Source organism: Mycobacterium sp. (assembly GCF_965230835.1).
In the GTDB taxonomy this organism is placed as follows: domain Bacteria; phylum Actinomycetota; class Actinomycetes; order Mycobacteriales; family Mycobacteriaceae; genus Mycobacterium.
Genome location: NZ_CBDDLW010000002.1, coordinates 4047678 through 4065887 on the forward strand (window position 1 = coordinate 4047678; position 18210 = coordinate 4065887).

At 62.8% G+C, this 18210-nt stretch carries 5 protein-coding genes and 1 pseudogene; all 6 read left to right on the forward strand.

The features are described from left to right. The first annotated feature begins 10 nt into the window (after positions 1 to 10). The 6 genes and pseudogenes from ACO07W_RS18715 (at position 11) to ACO07W_RS18740 (ending at position 18175) form a co-directional block, all read left to right on the forward strand. A complete protein-coding gene (locus ACO07W_RS18715; protein ID WP_421846100.1) occupies positions 11 to 5491 on the forward strand; it encodes an SDR family NAD(P)-dependent oxidoreductase in 5481 nt (1826 codons plus the stop codon). 86 nt (positions 5492 to 5577) lie between these two features. Beyond that, entirely contained in the window at positions 5578 to 6852 is a 1275-nt protein-coding gene (locus ACO07W_RS18720; protein WP_421840071.1) for an IS256 family transposase, read from the forward strand. A 114-nt stretch (positions 6853 to 6966) separates the two neighbouring features. Then, positions 6967 to 7287: pseudogene (locus tag ACO07W_RS18725) on the forward strand (ketoacyl-synthetase C-terminal extension domain-containing protein); the annotation flags it as partial. A 3-nt stretch (positions 7288 to 7290) separates the two neighbouring features. Next, positions 7291 to 8073, forward strand: a complete 783-nt coding sequence (locus ACO07W_RS18730) for a phosphopantetheine-binding protein (RefSeq protein WP_421846101.1) — start codon at positions 7291 to 7293, stop codon at positions 8071 to 8073. Further along, positions 8070 to 16814, forward strand: a complete 8745-nt coding sequence (locus ACO07W_RS18735) for an SDR family NAD(P)-dependent oxidoreductase (protein ID WP_421845182.1) — start codon at positions 8070 to 8072, stop codon at positions 16812 to 16814. The genes ACO07W_RS18730 and ACO07W_RS18735 overlap by 4 nt, the downstream gene beginning before the upstream one ends. A gap of 86 nt (positions 16815 to 16900) precedes the next feature. Then, on the forward strand, positions 16901 to 18175 hold the full coding sequence (locus ACO07W_RS18740; protein ID WP_421840071.1) for an IS256 family transposase: 1275 nt from the start codon (positions 16901 to 16903) through the stop codon (positions 18173 to 18175). Positions 18176 to 18210 lie beyond the last annotated feature (35 nt).

The following is an 18210-nucleotide window of genomic DNA, read 5'->3' on the forward strand; positions in this document are numbered from 1 at the left end:
TCGCATCGCGGTGATCGGCATGGCTGGACGGTTCCCTGGTGCCCGGAGTGTGACGCAGTTCTGGGAAAACCTCGTCGACGGGTACGACGCGGTTACGGAAGTTCCCCCAGAGCGGTGGGACTGGCGCGAATACTTCGATCCAGATCCGGCCAAGCCTGGTCGGACCTATTGCCGGTGGGGCGGGTTCCTCGACGGTGCGGACGAATTCGACAACGCATTCTTCCGGATCGCACCCGCCGAAGCGGAGGTAACAGATCCGCAGCAGCGGCTGTTCCTGCAGACTTGCTGGCATGCGTTAGACGACGCCGGGTACGCGGGAGATCGCGCCGGCGGCTTGCGGTGCGGCGTCATGGCCGGAGCGCTGGAAAACGACTTCGGGCAGCGCCTTCGAGCAGACGAAAATTCCACCCGGGTGGCTCAGGGCATGCTGGGCAACGCGCCGTCGATACTTGCCGCGCGCATCGCATATTTTCTCGATCTCAAGGGCCCAGCAGTGTGCATCAACACCGCGTGTTCATCTTCGCTGGCGGCGGTTCACCTCGGTTGCCAGAGTCTGCGCAACCGAGAAACAGACATGATGCTGGTGGGGGGCGTGTCACTGTACCCCGACGAAGGCCCGTTCATCTTAATGAGCAAAGCAGGCATGCTTTCTCATAGCGGCCGTTGCCACACATTCGACGCTGAAGCCGATGGGATCGTGGTTGGCGAGGCCGTCGCGGCGTTGGTCCTGAAGCGGCTCGCCGACGCTGAGCGTGACGGCGATTCTATCTACGGCGTGATTGCCGGTTCGGGCACGAATCAAGATGGCACCACCAACGGCCTGACGGCGCCCAATGGCGATGCTCAGCGTGACCTGGCGGTGGAGGTGATGCGGCGGGCGAACATTGCACCTGCACAAGTTAGCTACATCGAATGCCATGGAACGGGAACCAAGCTGGGCGACCCAGTTGAGGTCCGCGGAATCGTCGCAGCTTATGGCGACGGGCAACAGTGTGCGTTGGGCTCGGCGAAGAGCAGTGTAGGGCACACTTCAGCGGCGGCTGGGGTGGTGAGCCTGGTGAAGGTGCTTCTGGCGCTTCGGCATAAGCAAATTCCGCCCACACTGCATGTGCGGAATCTGAATCCGCTGCTGGGCATCGATGGCTCGAGATTCCAAGTGAACACACACTTGTCTCAATGGCGGCAAGTCGACGGCGACCGTGTCGCTGCAGTCAATTCCTTCGGCTACAGTGGCACCAACGCTTATGCCCTGGTAACCGAGGGGCCAAAGGGGCCTGTTTCCGGCCTGGGGAACGACGACGGGCCATTCCTTGTCCCGCTATCGGCGTTCGACGCAGCCGGGCTAGCGCGTCTGAAAGCCGACGTTGCGGAATGGTTGTTGGTAAGTCCCGCGGCGGACAACAGCCCGATCCGCGACATTCTTGTGAGAGCACTGTCACTGCCGGCAGGGACGTTGGCGGGCGATACCCGATTGGATGAGATCGGGTGGGATGCCCATCAGATTGCCGCTACCGCGCGGGAGCTGGAAAACCAACTGGGTGTGCCCGTGAGCCCAACAATACTGGCCGGCGCAGACACTGTAGCCGCACTCGAAAAGCGGTTGGCGCGCAGGACTTTTAGGCAGGATATGGCCGCCATCTCGGCTGCGTTCCAGTGCGACCGTGCGGCTCTTCCGCATCGTGCAGCATTCGTCGCCGCCTCCGTCGAAGAACTGCATGCCCAGCTGTTTACGTCGACTGAGCCGCAGTGGCCGGCACCGCCGAACGCTACGCCGGAGCAGTTGTTTCGCGAACAGGATTGGGCGGGACTGGCTTCGGCGTGGGAGGCCGGTGCGCGGATCGGTTGGCGCAGTCTCTGGCTCAAAGTTGCCGGCGGCCTACCTGCGCGCCGGGCGCGATTGCTGCCACCGTATCCGTTCCAGCCGCGGAGGTTCGCGTTGCCGCAGAAAAGCGCTGTTTCAACAGGCATCGCCACCCAGGGGGGTCCACACCGGAGCCGGTTTGATCCTGACCTGCGCAAGGATCATCGCATCCTCGGCGACGCGGTGCTGCCGGGTGCGGCCATGCTGATCGCCGCAATGACGGCTGCACACAAGGTTTTTCCGGGAACCTCGCTTGAAGATTTTCTCTGGTTGCGGCCCTGCACGGAGGATGCGATCGAGGCTGATTGCGAAGGAGAAACGCTTGCTGTGCGGGCTTCCTCGGGTGTTGTTCACGCTCAATGCTGGGTCACTGCGACCCGGTCGGCGCTAGCGGATGATCGAGGACCCGATGAGTTGGCCGTTCTGCAGCAGGGCGGGCATCGGCGCATTGACGGGCAGGCCGTCTACGACTTATTTGACTGCCACGGTCTGAGTTATGGCGATTCGCTGCGGATCTTGAAGGAGGTTTCCGTTTGCCAAGATGGCGTTTTGGCCCGCATCGCCGTACCTGATCCGCACGACTGTGGGGCGCGCTTTGTCGACGGGGCATTTCAGGCGGTGCTGGCCACGTTCGGGGAAAACGAAGGAGGAGCCCACCTGCCGTTTTCGCTCGAATCAGCAGTGTGGGAGGCGCTGCCCCAAACGGGCTATGCATGGGTCGTACGGCAACACGAGATGGCCTCGCCAACATTCGACATTTGGCTACTAGACGACCGCGGCAGTGTGCGGGGAAGGCTGCGCGGACTGAGCCTGCGACCGCTGTCCGAGCCGGCTGAAACGGTATTCGTCGACACATCATGGGAAAGGCGCACTCGTTCGACGCCCGCGTCGGAAAGAGACCAGAGGTGGCTGCTCCGTGGATTCTCAGAACAAGAGTCGGGCGCGATCCGGGTTACCTCGCCTGCCGCGGTAGACGTGCTCGATGAGACTGGCGACCAATCGGTATCGCAGACAATCGTCGTGAGATCTACCGATGCCAATAGTTCTGTGCTCGGTCTTCTGCGGACCGGCGCTACTTTGAATCGCCAGCAGACGAGCAGGCTTGTCGTCGTCGTTGATCGGGGAACCACCGAGTCGCCGAACCCAATTCACGCCGCGGTTCGCAGCCTGGCGCTGGAGTATCCGGGATTGAGTTGTGGCGTGGTTGAGCTCGATTTTCAGGATCGAGACTGGGCGCAGGCATTGACGGCGGAGCTGACCGGAGACGGCGCGGATGCGGTTGTGCGCTACGAATCTGGCCGGCGCGAGGTTCTGGCGATACGTCAGGCCTCGGGTTTCGTTGCCCACCCGCAGACCGAAGCACGGAAGACATGGCTAATTACCGGAGCCACGGGTGGATTAGGCGGCCTTGCTGCACGCCACCTCGCGAGCCGGGGGCCGGTAAATCTGGTCCTGACCGGACGGCGAAGCCTAGACGACGCGGTCATCGCTGAACTCCGTTCAGCGGGCGCCGAAGTGACATATCGAACAGCTGATCTGGGCGATGAGTCTGAGGTAGCCCGGCTTGTTCAACATGCCCGGTCAGAATTCGGAGCGGTTCAGGGTTGGATTCATGCAGCCGGCGAGTCCGATGCGCGTCAAGCTGTGGGCAAAGACGCCGAATCGGTTGCGGCGGTCTTGACGCCAAAAATCACCGGTGCCGCGCTGTTGACCGAGGCGTTGCGCGACGAGCCTGTTGAACGAATCGTGTTGTTTTCGTCGATCGCAGGATTGTTCGGCGACTTAGGCCAGGCCGACTACGCGTTCGCGAACGCCTGGATCGATCGATACGCAGAGAAGATGGGACCTGTGGCCGTGTCGGTTCGTTGGCCACTTTGTGTCTCCGGTGGCATGCGGATACCCAATGCGACGAGAGAATTCTTACAGAACAGCTATGGGCTCATACCGCTTCCCGATGACGGGTTCTGCCGAGTTCTCGACTATGCAATCGCTGGGGGTAGGCGTGTTATTACACCCCTCTATGGTGACAAACAAAAGATTCAGAGGCTGTTGAGTTCGGCGCCCGCGCCGCTAGCCGTGAGCAACGAGTGCCCTGTTGGCGTGCCTTCGACGCAGGTAGCGGAGATCCTCTGCAACTGTGTCGCCGAGATCACTCATATTCCGCGAGAGTCAATCGATGTTCAGGCCGACTTGCGTGAATTTGGTCTAGATTCGATTGGCTACACCGAATTGTCGACGCGGTTGAGCAAGACGCTTGGTGTGCGTGCTACGCCCGCAATATTCTTCGATGCGAGAAACCTGATTGCCGTGGCGCGCGCAGTTGAGAATATGTTGCCGCAACGCCCGGCGGAGCCAACGGGGATTGCCGAACAGCCGCCCTCTCCGACCCCGTCGACGGTCGCCGTTCAGGAGGCGGTTGCCGAGGATCCCGCGGTTGCGCCGTCCCGCGACGACGCTATAGCGATTATCGGTATGTCCGGTCGTTATCCCGGATCGGCGAATTTGGCCGAATATTGGCGGCATCTTCAAGCTGGCGATGATCTAGTCGACACCGTACAGCCGGGGCGTTGGAAGTCCGACGAAGCGCTGGCTTATCAGGGTGGATTCTTAAGCGACATTGCGTCATTCGACGCGAAATTCTTCGGGATCTCACCGCGGGAAGCCATGTTGATGGATCCCCAGCAGCGACTGTTTCTCGAAACCGTATGGTCCACCATCGAAAGCGCCGGCTATCGACCTTCCGCCCTTGCCGGCACTGACACGGCGATTTTCGTTGGCGTGGCGAATATGGATTACGCCAACCTCATGGCACGCGCCGGCGTCGATGTGGAGACGCATGCAACCACGGGTGTTTCGCACGCGATACTGGCCAACCGTGTGTCCTTCCTGCTGGATCTGCGGGGTCCCAGCGAACCAATCGACACGGCGTGCTCGAGCTCATTGGTTGCCGTCCACCGAGCGGCGGAGGCGATCCGGTCAGGATCGTGCGAACAGGCGATCGCTGGTGGGGTGAACGTGCTGCTCAGCGAGGACCTTTTCGTTTCGTTCGCGAAGGCGGGAATGTTGAGCCCCAGCGGGCGATGCCGGACTTTCGATGCTGCCGCCGACGGCTATGTGCGCGGCGAGGGTGTTGGGGCGGTATTCCTCAAGCCGCTGCATGCTGCGCTTTGTGATGGCGACGAGGTGCTGGCCGTAATCCGGGGTAGCGGCGAGAACCACAATGGGCGAGCGAACGGGCTCACGGCCCCCAACGGAGAGAGCCAGTCTGCACTGCTAGCGAAAACCTATCAGCGCGCCGGTGTTGATCCCGCGTCGGTGACTTACGTGGAAGCTCACGGCAGCGCAACGCCGATCGGAGATCCGATTGAATGCAACGCACTGCGTGACGCATACGCACATCTCCGGGCTGCGCGTGGGGCGGCGGAATTACCAGCAGGATCATGCGGCCTCGGCTCGGTAAAAAGCAACATTGGACATCTAGAAACCGCTGCCGGAATTGCCGGACTCCACAAGGTAGTCCTTGCCTTGCAGCATCGCTACCTCCCAGCGACACGGAATGTCGAGAACGTGAACCCCTATCTACAACTCGAGGTCGCGTCTCATCGCTGGTGTAAATGGTCACGGGCGTAGGTTCCGTCGCAACCGACGAAAGCTATGAAGGAGGGGCTACGCCCGTGACCAAGCGAGTATCGCCGATTGAGCGTGTGCGTGTTGAGATGGATCAGTTGTTCGCCGCGACCGAGCGGCCGTTGACCGAGATTTTGGAGGAGGTCGGGCGGTTATCGGTGCGTCTGGTGTTTCAGGTCGCCGTGGAGGCCGAGGTAGAAGCAGTGTTGGGCCGAGCCCGTCACCAGCGTCGGGTTCAGGACGGCCCGGGCGGGTACCGCAATGGGTATCAACCGCCGGCGACGGTGAAGACCACGATGGGCTCGGTCGAATTATGCCGCCCGAAACTACGCGACACCGACGAGCGGTTCTGTTCGCGGCTATTCGGTGCCGGGGTGACGCGCACCCACGCTCTGGAGGCGTTGGTGATTTCGGGATGGGTGCGCGGTTTGTCGGATCGCGACATCGAGGCCGCGTTGGCCGAGGTGCTGGGCTCGCAGGCGGCGTTGTCGCGCTCGACGGTGAGCCGGATTTGTGCGGCCATCAAAGACGAGTTCGCTGCGTGGTCGTCTCGACGCCTTGATGAGCTGGTGTTGGACTACCTGTTCTTGGATGCCTCGAACTTTCGGATGCATCCCAACGCCCCGGCCGAGCCGGTGCTGGCCGCCTGGGGCATCTGCACCGACGGCAAGCCCCTGTTTATTGGGCTGGCCCCAGCCGCAGCGGAGTCGGCTGATGCGTGGGCCGACTTCTTGGCTGACCTGAGGAACCGGGGACTACGCCCGCCGCTACTGGGCATCTCCGACGGGGCGCCGGGCCTGATCGCCGCATGGGAGACCACGTTTCCGGCAAGCCTGCGTCAGCGGTGTCTGATCCATCGCTGCCGTAACGTCATCGCCAAGACACCTGTCGCGGTCCAGGACGAGATCAAAGCCGCGTTCTGGTCGATCTTCGATGACATTGACCAGCCACCCGGCCAGCAGGCCGTGGATGAAGCCACCCGCCGCGCCGAGGAGTTCACCACCACATACCGCGGGCTCTACCCAGCCGCGGTCGCTTGCCTGGCCAACGACTTCGCCTCGCTGAGCGTGCATTTGCGCTTCCCCCGCCAACACTGGACACGCATCCGCCATTCCAACCTCATCGAACGCACCTTCGGAGAATCCCGTCGCCGGGTCAAGGTCATCGGCCGCCTACCCGGCGAAACCAGCTGTCTGTCGCTGGTATGGGCCGTCCTCGACCGCGCCAGCCGCGGCTGGCGCGGAGTCACCCAAACATCAGCGACCAGCCGCCACCTCCAAGAACTACGCCACCAACTGCTCGAGCCACCCCGCCCACTGCATCCCCCCACCACAACAACCACGACCGACACCACCGCCGCGTAACATGACCACCAGGAACATGCGCCCAGCGTTTTTACACCAGTCCTAAGACGCCACCCAACTCTCGAAGAGGGGCCTTTCTACCTTGTTACCGAGGGCAAGGACTGGACCTCGTCGAACGGCCAGCCGCGCAGGGCCGGTATCAACTCATTTGGATTTGGGGGCGCCAACGCGCACCTGATCGTCGAAGAAGCGCCGCAACCCCCACCAACCCGGGTCGGACCCGCGGGCAACGGCCCGCACCTGTTTGTGCTGTCTGCGGAAAGCCAAGAACAAGTCCGCGAAGCAGCCGGTGTTCTCGCCACGCACGTCGAGGCGAACGTTCGTCCCGAGGACCTGGGGCGCTTGGCCTACACACTGCAGACCGGCCGCGAGCCGATGGCTTATCGCGGTGCGGTTATCGCCGGCTCGGTGGCGGAACTGCGCGAACAACTCTCGCACATGGCAGAGGCAGTGCCTGCCGGCACCACGCAATTCCTCGGCAAGACGGGAAGCAGCGCAATTCCAATCGACGAGGAAGAAGGCCGCGACTATGTGCGCGCGCTCTGGCGAAAAGGGAAGTTGGACCAAATCGCAAAGTTGTGGATCTCGGGCGCGGAGATTGACTGGAGGTCGCTGTACGGTGACCAAAGGCCACGACGAATCAATGCGCCCGGGTATTCCTTCGCGCGCACCCAACATTGGTTCACCGATGCTGCGCGGGCCAAGTCTTCCGACCATCCGCCACCAACATCCAAGGGCTCAAACAGGATTCAGCTGCGGCACCGGCCGGCTCCCCGACCCCGCACCAAGTCGGAGGAGTTGAAGCTCGCGCTGATCCCCGGCGGCACGAAAGTACCGCAGGGCGAAGTCAACAACACCGAGTGGTCGGCAGGTAGCTCGGGCCTCGCCGAGGCGCGTGAATCGATACGCAGCCAATTGGCCAAGGTCCTGTTCCAGGACGAGGCCGCCATTGACGACAATCGGCCTTTTGTCGAGCTTGGCCTCGATTCGATTCTGGCCGTGGAACTGGTCCGCTTCCTGAACCGCAGATATGCCATCAATATTCGCGCCAGCCAATTATTCGACTGTCCCACAGTTGCCACGTTGGCTGCTCTCGTGGCCGACTCGGCCGGCGCCGGGGGCGCCGCGGCGAGTCCTCAGCCGGTTGAGCCTAAGGCGCTGGGTCGGCAAGAAGAAATACGGGCGCGAATCGCGCTGAGCGTTTCGGAGGTTCGCCAATGACGCAAGCCACTCCTTGGTTGTCTTCGCCGGAAGCTGAAGCGCTGTCACTTCGGATTGCGAATGACTTTGGAATCACTTTGAGTGCGGCTGAGATCCTTCGGCTCGGCGCGGAGGAGTCAGTCGCCGACCGGGTCGGCCAACTCCTCGATGCTGCCGCGAGCCCACAGCAGGCCGACGTACTGGAGTGGCGGCTCGAGGCGGATGAATCACCGCTTCTGCGCGACCATCGGGTCTGCGGACAGTGTGTATTTCCCACGGACGGATATCTGGAACTACTGGCTCAGGCTCTTGGCGGCGAGCTGCTCGTCGAGCGGTTGCACTTAGCCCAGCCCATCGGGGTGGATGCTGGCCGCGCGGTGCGGCTACGGCTAGAGCACGATCAACAAGGGAGCGGATGGGCGTTTCGTTTTTGCGTGGGTGACACGATCCATGCGTCGGGCAGGGCAAGTGTGGACCATGGTCAGCTGGCGCCCACCGCAGACCACTGGGCGGTTCTTGACAGGGCCGACGCCCGCCTGTCTGGGGCCGAGCATTACGCCGCCGAGGACTGCGGATTCGGGCCGTTCTACCAATCAATCGAAGAGATTCGTTTCCTCGACGAGCGCGCGGTGGCGCGACTTAAGGTGACGCCAGCGGCGGTCGAAGAATCAAAATCCTATCTGACCGCGCCCGCCTTGGTCGACGCCGCATTCGTCACTGCACTCTGCCTCGCACGCATCAAGGATGATCGTTTGGGGGTAGCGGGTGTTTACTTGCCGGTACTGCTGGAGAACGTGCGCACCACCGCACCTGTTGACCTGCGCGAGGCCTATGCACTGGTGGAACTCGTGGAACGGGATTCTGCTGGGTCAGTTTTTCGTGTGACGCTGGTCGATGATGACAACCGCGTGGTGTTCTCGTGTGACCGGATGCATACCCGGTTATTTTCACCCGAGGAACTCGGAGTTGCGGCGCCGAACGGTGACACTGTCACGGGTATCGCGATCGTCGGAATGTCATGCCGATTTCCCGGGGCAGACACCGCTGACGAGTACTGGGCAAACATCCGACTGGGCCGCGACTGTATCACCGACGTACCGGTCGGTCGCTGGTATGACCACAACTTTGCGGATTGTGGTCCTGGGCTGGATCAGACGAACGGCTGTGCTGTTGGGGGCTTCCTGGAATCAGTCGACCGGTTCGATCCGATGTTTTTTGGAATATCACCCGCCGAAGCCGAAATCATGGATCCACAGCAGCGTCTGTTTCTGATTGAGGCGTGGAAAGCCCTGGAAGATGCTGGATGCTCTGAGGCCGGCTTGTCAGGACAACGCTGCGGGGTTTTTGCGGGAGCCAGCACCGGTGACTATATGCAGCTGCTCGATGAATCGGAATCCAAGACGTCCTACGCGTTCACTGGTCTTGCGGCCGGAATCTTAGCCTCGAGGATTTCCTATTATCTGAACTTAACGGGTCCCAGCCTGTCGATTGACACGGCGTGTTCATCCTCGTTGGTAGCTGTTCGGCAGGCGATCGCGAGCATCGAAACCGGGGATTGTGACATCGCGCTGGCGGGCGGGGTCGCGCTGCTGCTTACGCCCGATCTGCACGTCAAGGCGCGCAATACCGGCATGCTCTCGGCAAGTGGCCGATGCCGCGCCTTTGACGCGTCGGCAGACGGAATTGTTCTCGGCGAAGGCGTCGGAGTGGTTGTCCTCAAACCTGTCGAAGCGGCCCTGCGCGACAACGACCGGATATATGCCGTGATTCGGGGTTGCGGCTCCAACCAAGACGGGCGAACGAATGGGATAACGGCGCCGAGCGGCCAAGCGCAGCGCAGGTTACTCGAGGACGTTTACCGGCGGGCCGGAGTCGAGCCCAAGTCGATTGGGATGGTGGAAGCACACGGGACGGGCACGATGCTCGGCGATGCCGTCGAATTGGAGGCTCTGCGCTCGGTATTTCCTGTTGCCGACGGGGCGCAGCGTTGTTGCTTGACCTCGGTGAAGTCGCAGATCGGGCACACCACACTCGCTGCTGGGGTAGCCGGGCTGATCAAGGCCGCGTTGTGCCTGTACCACCAAGCATTGCCGCCGACACTGCATTTCGAGCGCAGTGCGGAGGCGGGGACGTTGGAAGACACGCCGTTCCGCGTCCAAAGTGAGGCCAAGCACTGGGCCGCTGACAGCGTCCGGCGTGCTGCGGTGAGCTCGTTCGGGTTCAGCGGAACCAACTGCCACATGGTCCTAGAGGAAGCGCCGATTGATGCGCGCACCGCTCCCGCCGCGCGCCGTTACGAAGTAATCGCGTTGTCCGCGAAAACACCCACGGCGCTGGCCCAGAAGCGGTCAGACCTGCTTGAGTGGGTGACACGGCGCGATCCCAAGCTGCCGCTGTATGTGGCGGCATCGCTCTTGGCGCGTGGCCGGTCGCACTTTCGGCACCGCACCGGTGTGGTATGCGAGAGCTGGGACGAGTTGGCTGGATGGCTGGCCGGAGAAACACGTGAGCATGCGCCGGGCAGTTCGTACCAAGAGATGGCCGCGGCATTGACGGCCTACGTCAACGGCGATACCGAGGCGTTGCTTGACGTGTATCCGGCCGCACAGCATCGGGTGATTTCGATGCCGCCCTATCCGTTTGGCGACAAGCGCTACTGGCTGGCCCGGGAAAAGACGCCTGTCGGACTGCATCCTTTTGTCGTCCGACACCGGACTTCGGATGCCGCCAGCTATGAGTTCGTGTTCAGCGGGCGCGAAGATTTCTTTGCGCAGCACCACGTTGGTGGCCAACCGGTGCTGCCTGGCGTCTGCCTGCTGGAATTCGCCCGCGCGGTGGGAGCAGACTTCTTGGGAGTGCCTGTCGGCCGATTGCATGGTGTCCGTTGGCTTGAGCCGGTTTCGGATGGCAAAGGCCTGAAACTCTCGATCGACCTCCGACGCGAGGCAGCCGGCGCAACCTTTGACGTCGTACGCGGGCATACGATCATTTGTTCTGGCAGCGTTGCGGTCGCACCGGACGGAGATCCCCCTGACGGAGTTAACCCCGAGGCCGAGATCGCGCTGTCGAGCCAACACATGACGAGTGAAAAGTTCTACGAGTATGCCGCGGAGCGTGGATTGCAGTTGGGCCCGGTGTTTCGCGGGCTTCAGGAGATTCACTACGCGGTGACGGGACGGTGGGGCCGGATCGAGGCTGAGCCGGGGCCCTCGCATCTGCCACCCGGATGGCTAGACGGGGCGTTGCAGACAGCCCTGGCCGAAACGGATGGTTCGGCTGACGGATTGCGGGTCCCATATTCGCTGGACTGCCTCAATATTTTCGCCCCATTACCAAGGCGAGGATGGGTACGCGCGGTGACTGCCGGCGACGAGGGGGACCGAGTATTCAACGTCACCACATATGACGACAGCGGGTCGGTGGTACTGGATATCCGCGGCTTCCGGGCGCGATCGCTTACCCCGCGGGCAGGCAGTGGTATTGGCGCCGGCTTGCTCTGCGCTCGGGAGGTGTGGGAATCGTCGGAGGTCGGGAGCGGCCTCACCGAAGCCTCATCCATTTTGGTGTTCGCCGATGAGCCTTGGGATTCGATACGCACAATCGTTTCAGGCGATAGCTTCATGCGAAATTCGGCACTGCAATGGCGCATCAATCCTGATGTCGTTGAGGACTATCAGCGGCTGGTGCGTGAACTGGACCAGATGGCCGCCTTGCCGTCGGTCGTCGTGCACTCGACTAGGTCCAAGCAGCCGGCGCGGGAGATATTTCTGTGGACAAAGGCGCTTCTTGATCACGCGCCGCGCGCCGGATGCCGAATTGTTCATGCCGGCGACGGATCGCCGGCTTCCGCCGCGGTGTCGGGGCTTGGCCGAGCAGTCGCGCTCGAAACCCCGCGTGTCCACATCCGAGTTGCGCACCATGCTTCCCGCGAACAACTGTTGGCGGAGGCAGGTACAGAGAGTGCAGACGCAGAGGTGCGCTACGAAGGCGCGGAGCGGTTCGTGCGGCGTTTTGCCGAAGTGTCGTCACGGCAGCTGCCAGTGCCGCCCTCCGAGATCCTCCGCCGCGGCGGCGTATACCTCGTTTCCGGCGGTACCGGCGGGGTAGGAAGCGTGCTGGCCCGATGGCTCGAGCGGGAGTGGGACGCGCGGGTCGCCGTGTTGTCGCGACGGGGAGGGGAGACGTCCGGCAACATCGCCCATCTCGCCGCAGATGTCACAAGCGTCGAGCAACTGAACCGCGTCAGGGAAGAAATCCACTCGTTGTGGGGCAGTATCGACGGTCTATTCCATCTGGCCGGGGTGCAGCATGATGCGCTCGTACCAAATGTCTCCGTTGATGATTTTGATCGGATTCTGGCGCCGAAGGCTTGCGGAATCGCTGCACTTGACCAGGCACTGGCCAACGAGCCCTTGCGATTTTTCGTTGCTTTCTCGTCGATCGCCGGGCAATTCGGCAACCGCGGCCAAGCGGCGTACGCGACGGCCAACCGCTACATGGACGCCTGGTGCGAGCAGCGAGAGCAGGAGCGTGCGGCGGGACGGCGATCAGGTGTCAGCCGGTCGACCAACTGGCCGTTGTGGGCCGAGGGGGCGATGCGCGCTGATGAGGACTCGGCCAAGGTCGTGGAAAACGCGGGTTTCCGTCCCATGCCGAACGAGGCGGCCTGGCAAGCCCTGTGTGCGGCGTTAGTTGACGACGCCGTTGTGACCACTGTGCTTTACGGCGATGCGACTCGGCTGCGCCGGCTGCTCAATCCGACCAGGACCGCAGAGCTTGGCGGTGTCGTCCGCGAGTACGCGGTTCCGCAGCTTCTCGCACAGACAACCAATATCGCTGCGCACATCCTGAAAGCTGAACCAGGCGAGCTCGATCCCGATACGAACCTGGGCGAGTTCGGATTTCAGTCGATCAACATCACGGGGTTGGCGGCTCAACTAGGACAACGCTTCAACGTTGACATCACGCCCGCAGCCCTATTCGAATATCCGACGCTCAACGGAATCGCTCGTTACTTGTCGAGCGTCGTTAGTGCTGATTTTGACGACCCGACGATAGCGGCCCAAGAGGTGGATCGCGCGGACACCGCGCGGGCCGTGGCCGCGCACGACTCTGCCGCAAGGGTGATTGCACCGGGACCTACGGACGATGCGATCGCGATCGTCGGAATGGCCGGTCGGATGCCCAATTCGGCTACTCTGGAAGAATATTGGGAACATCTGCGCGATGGCAGGTCATGCGTCAGCGAGATTCCGGCGGACCGGTGGGATTGGCGTGAATATGCCGGGCGCGCTCGCGAGGGGACGACTCTCACTGATATCCGTTGGGGCGCTTTCGTTCACGACGTAGACCAGTTCGATCCGCTGTTCTTCGGCATATCGCCGAAGGAGGCGGCATCGATGGACCCGCAGCAACGCATCGTTCTCGAATGTTGCTGGGAAGCGATAGAGGATTCCGGTACCGCGCCAAGCGATCTCGCAGGCAGCGACACCGGCGTGTTCATCGGCGTTTCGACCTCCGACTATGCGGATCTGATGAAACAGCGTGCCGACGGCGTGACGACGCATGGGTCGACGGGCACGGCGCACTCGCTGCTGGCCAATCGCGTGTCCTATCTGCTCGACCTGCACGGTCCGAGCGAGCCGGTGGACACCGCCTGCTCGAGCGCGCTAGTAGCGATTCAGCGCGGTGTGGAAGCGATCCGCTCTGGTCGCTGCCACGCGGCCCTGGTCGGCGGGGTGAACGTCATACTGAATCCGACGCTGTTCATCTCCTTTGCTCAGGCCGGCATGTTGAGTCCGGACGGAATCTGTAGACCGTTCGACGCCGACGCGAACGGGTATGTGCGCGGCGAAGGGGCGGGCATATTCCTGCTGAAGCCGCTCGGGGCCGCATTGCGAGACGGCAATCCTATTCACGGTGCCATCCGCGCCGCAGTGGTCAACCACGGCGGTCGTGCCACCTCGCTGACAGCGCCGAATCCCAATGCGCAGGCGCAGCTAGTTGAAGAGGCGATCCGCGCGGCGGGGGTAGCCGCCAGCCAGATCAGCTACGTCGAGGCCCATGGGACGGGCACTCCGCTGGGTGATCCCATCGAGGTCAACGGCCTACGCAAGGCGCTCGGGCGCCACGATGCCGACCAGCGCTGCTGGATAGGTTCGGTTAAAGGAAATATCGGGCACCTGGAGGCCGCGGCGGGCTGCGCGAGCCTCATCAAGGTGCTGCTCGCCTTGCGGCATTGTGAGCTTCCACCCAGCATCAATATTGCGCGGCTGAATCCGCAACTGCAGCTGGACGGTTCGCGATTCGCCATCGTGACCGAACGGCGGGAATGGTCCGTGCCCACCGACTCGCCCCACGGGGTACCCAAGCGCATCGCGGGCGTCAGTTCTTTTGGATTCGGTGGGGCGAATGCCCACCTGGTGGTCGAGGAGTTCGTCTCGGAGCGGGAGGACTCCGGCAACTCGGAAGGCCCGCAATGGATCATCGTGTCGGCGCGCGACGAAGAGCACCTGCGTCGTACGGCGGCGAGGCTCGCGACGGCGCTGTCGAAGTCGGATGCCAGCCTCGCCGAGATCGCTTGGACGCTTCAGTCCGGTCGTGATGCGGCACGGGAACGGTTGGCGTTCCTCGCAGACGACACTGAACAGGCCGTGCGCATGCTGGCTAGCTATGGAGCGGCCGGCGCCGATAAGCCGGAGATACTGCGGGGGACTGCAGCCACCGGTCAAACACCGTCGAGTGTTGACTTCACGACGGCTGGCGAGTGTTGGGTCCGAGGCGAACGGGTCGATTGGCGCGCGTTGCATCCGGTGCCGCCCGCGAAAGTGGCGATTCCCGGGTCAGCCTTTGTGCGTCAGCACTGCTGGTTCACCGAGAGCGCCAACCCGATGCCAAACTCTGGTCGAAGGAATGACTCGTTTTCTGAATCGTCACCTCTTCCGGTTGTGTTGGAACCCACCTGGGAGCGCGCCCCGCTTGCCGAGTCGGTTTCATGGACGGGCCGGTTGACTGTTGTCGGCGCAAGTGTTGAGGAGCGGCAGGCTTTTGAGCAACTCGCCTTGCAAGTCCAATTCTTGTTGGCGACCGATCTCGCCGACGCCGCGGGCGCCGCCGGCGTGGAGGCGGATGCGATCGTGATGTTGCGACCCGACGTTGAAGCATGGCGCGTGATCGCTACCGCAGCGGCACGGAACGTTGGACACGCCATTCGGTGGCTGCTAGTGACCAATGACTCGCAGCTCGACCCGAGTTTCGAGATGCTCGACGGCATCGGGCGCGCGTTGGTCGAAACCTCCTCCCGTTATTGCTATGGATCGCTTCGCGCTCCCGGCTTGACTGCTGGCGCGCTGGCGAAAGTCTGCGTGCGCGAACTCGTGGCAATGCGCGTCGGAACCGTGTGCGAAGCCCGAATCGAAACCGGTGAGCGTTTCGTTCGTGGCTATCGCGAACGCGTGGATTCCCAACAGCCATACCGCTATCGAGATGGTTCGGTCTATCTGGTTACCGGCGGTCTGGGCTCGTTGGGCTCAGCGGTCGCGCGGCGAATGATCGGGCGCGGCGCAGCGGTGGCCCTACTGGGGCGCGCGGAGCCCAATGCGCAGAAGGCCGCGCTCTTGGCCGATCTTCAGGCCCACGGTCGGGTGATGTATTGCCAGGCTGATGTCGCCGACTCGCGCCAGCTCGATGCGGCATTGCGCACGGTACGTGGCCGGTGGGGCCCCATACGCGGCCTAGTGCACGCGGCCGGAACCATGGGCGAGTCGAAGCTTGCCAACAAGTCGGCTAGCGAATGGGACAGTGTCCTGCGATCCAAAGTCGATGCCGCGCTAGCGCTCGATGCCGCCACGGCGGGTGATCAGCTTGATTTCTTCGTCCTTTTCTCATCACTTGCGGCCGCAGTGGGCGATCTGGGCCGTGGTGACTACGCTGCCGCGAATCGATTTCTCGACGCGTTTGCTGCTCAACGTACCCAACGGGGGCCGGGTCGCACACTGAGCGTCGGCTGGGGTTTGTGGCGCGATACCGGTCTCACCGACGCCGATCAAGTCGACACGTGGCAAAGAGCCACCGGCCTGCGTGCGCTGGAAAGCGAATCCGCGCTTGATGTCCTCGAACGGCTCCTCGCTTCGGAAGCTCCACATGTTCTGGTCACCGCGGGTGATGTTTCCGGAATCATCCGAGCCAAGCCGGCGCCGACGGTTGCGTCGGTTGCCGCCCCGGCGCCTGATCGGCCGGCGGCGCTACCGGCGGCACTCAATCACCGGATCTCCGAGTTGGTGCACCGGATCCTGCAGGTGCCACAGGGAACCGTGGGCGAAGATGCCGCACTGCAAGACTATGGGCTCGACTCGATTCTCTTAAACCAACTTGCGCAAAAACTTGAGGAAATGATCGGGCCGATACCAAAGAGCATTCTGCTCGAACGCGGCTCAATCCGGGGCATCGTTGCACATTTTGCTGCAACCACGGCCATTGACTATGCCGACTCTGACTATGCCGACCCGAGGATGGTCGCGTCGAGGAACCCAGACTCGGCGTCCCCTCCGGCGGTAGAGCCGATTGCGATTACAGGCCTGGCCGGGCGATATCCTGGCGCCACGACGCTGGCGGAGTTTTGGAAGAACCTGCACGACGGTCACAGCGCGATCAGTGATTTACCTTCGCCGCGCTGGGCAGGCACCGAAGACGACGACCTGCAGTGCCGCCGGGGCGGATTTTTGGTCGCGTCTCATCGCTGGTGTAAATGGTCACGGGCGTAGGTTCCGTCGCAACCGACGAAAGCTATGAAGGAGGGGCTACGCCCGTGACCAAGCGAGTATCGCCGATTGAGCGTGTGCGTGTTGAGATGGATCAGTTGTTCGCCGCGACCGAGCGGCCGTTGACCGAGATTTTGGAGGAGGTCGGGCGGTTATCGGTGCGTCTGGTGTTTCAGGTCGCCGTGGAGGCCGAGGTAGAAGCAGTGTTGGGCCGAGCCCGTCACCAGCGTCGGGTTCAGGACGGCCCGGGCGGGTACCGCAATGGGTATCAACCGCCGGCGACGGTGAAGACCACGATGGGCTCGGTCGAATTATGCCGCCCGAAACTACGCGACACCGACGAGCGGTTCTGTTCGCGGCTATTCGGTGCCGGGGTGACGCGCACCCACGCTCTGGAGGCGTTGGTGATTTCGGGATGGGTGCGCGGTTTGTCGGATCGCGACATCGAGGCCGCGTTGGCCGAGGTGCTGGGCTCGCAGGCGGCGTTGTCGCGCTCGACGGTGAGCCGGATTTGTGCGGCCATCAAAGACGAGTTCGCTGCGTGGTCGTCTCGACGCCTTGATGAGCTGGTGTTGGACTACCTGTTCTTGGATGCCTCGAACTTTCGGATGCATCCCAACGCCCCGGCCGAGCCGGTGCTGGCCGCCTGGGGCATCTGCACCGACGGCAAGCCCCTGTTTATTGGGCTGGCCCCAGCCGCAGCGGAGTCGGCTGATGCGTGGGCCGACTTCTTGGCTGACCTGAGGAACCGGGGACTACGCCCGCCGCTACTGGGCATCTCCGACGGGGCGCCGGGCCTGATCGCCGCATGGGAGACCACGTTTCCGGCAAGCCTGCGTCAGCGGTGTCTGATCCATCGCTGCCGTAACGTCATCGCCAAGACACCTGTCGCGGTCCAGGACGAGATCAAAGCCGCGTTCTGGTCGATCTTCGATGACATTGACCAGCCACCCGGCCAGCAGGCCGTGGATGAAGCCACCCGCCGCGCCGAGGAGTTCACCACCACATACCGCGGGCTCTACCCAGCCGCGGTCGCTTGCCTGGCCAACGACTTCGCCTCGCTGAGCGTGCATTTGCGCTTCCCCCGCCAACACTGGACACGCATCCGCCATTCCAACCTCATCGAACGCACCTTCGGAGAATCCCGTCGCCGGGTCAAGGTCATCGGCCGCCTACCCGGCGAAACCAGCTGTCTGTCGCTGGTATGGGCCGTCCTCGACCGCGCCAGCCGCGGCTGGCGCGGAGTCACCCAAACATCAGCGACCAGCCGCCACCTCCAAGAACTACGCCACCAACTGCTCGAGCCACCCCGCCCACTGCATCCCCCCACCACAACAACCACGACCGACACCACCGCCGCGTAACATGACCACCAGGAACATGCGCCCAGCGTTTTTAC

What these genes read in the sequence shown, in the direction of transcription:
- ACO07W_RS18720 (WP_421840071.1), top strand. Translation starts at nt 5,578, where the DNA reads ATGGATCAGTTGTTCGCCGCGACCGAGCGGCCGTTGACCGAGATTTTG.
- ACO07W_RS18730 (WP_421846101.1), top strand. Translation starts at nt 7,291, where the DNA reads ATGGCAGAGGCAGTGCCTGCCGGCACCACGCAATTCCTCGGCAAGACG.
- ACO07W_RS18735 (WP_421845182.1), top strand. Translation starts at nt 8,070, where the DNA reads ATGACGCAAGCCACTCCTTGGTTGTCTTCGCCGGAAGCTGAAGCGCTG.
- ACO07W_RS18740 (WP_421840071.1), top strand. Translation starts at nt 16,901, where the DNA reads ATGGATCAGTTGTTCGCCGCGACCGAGCGGCCGTTGACCGAGATTTTG.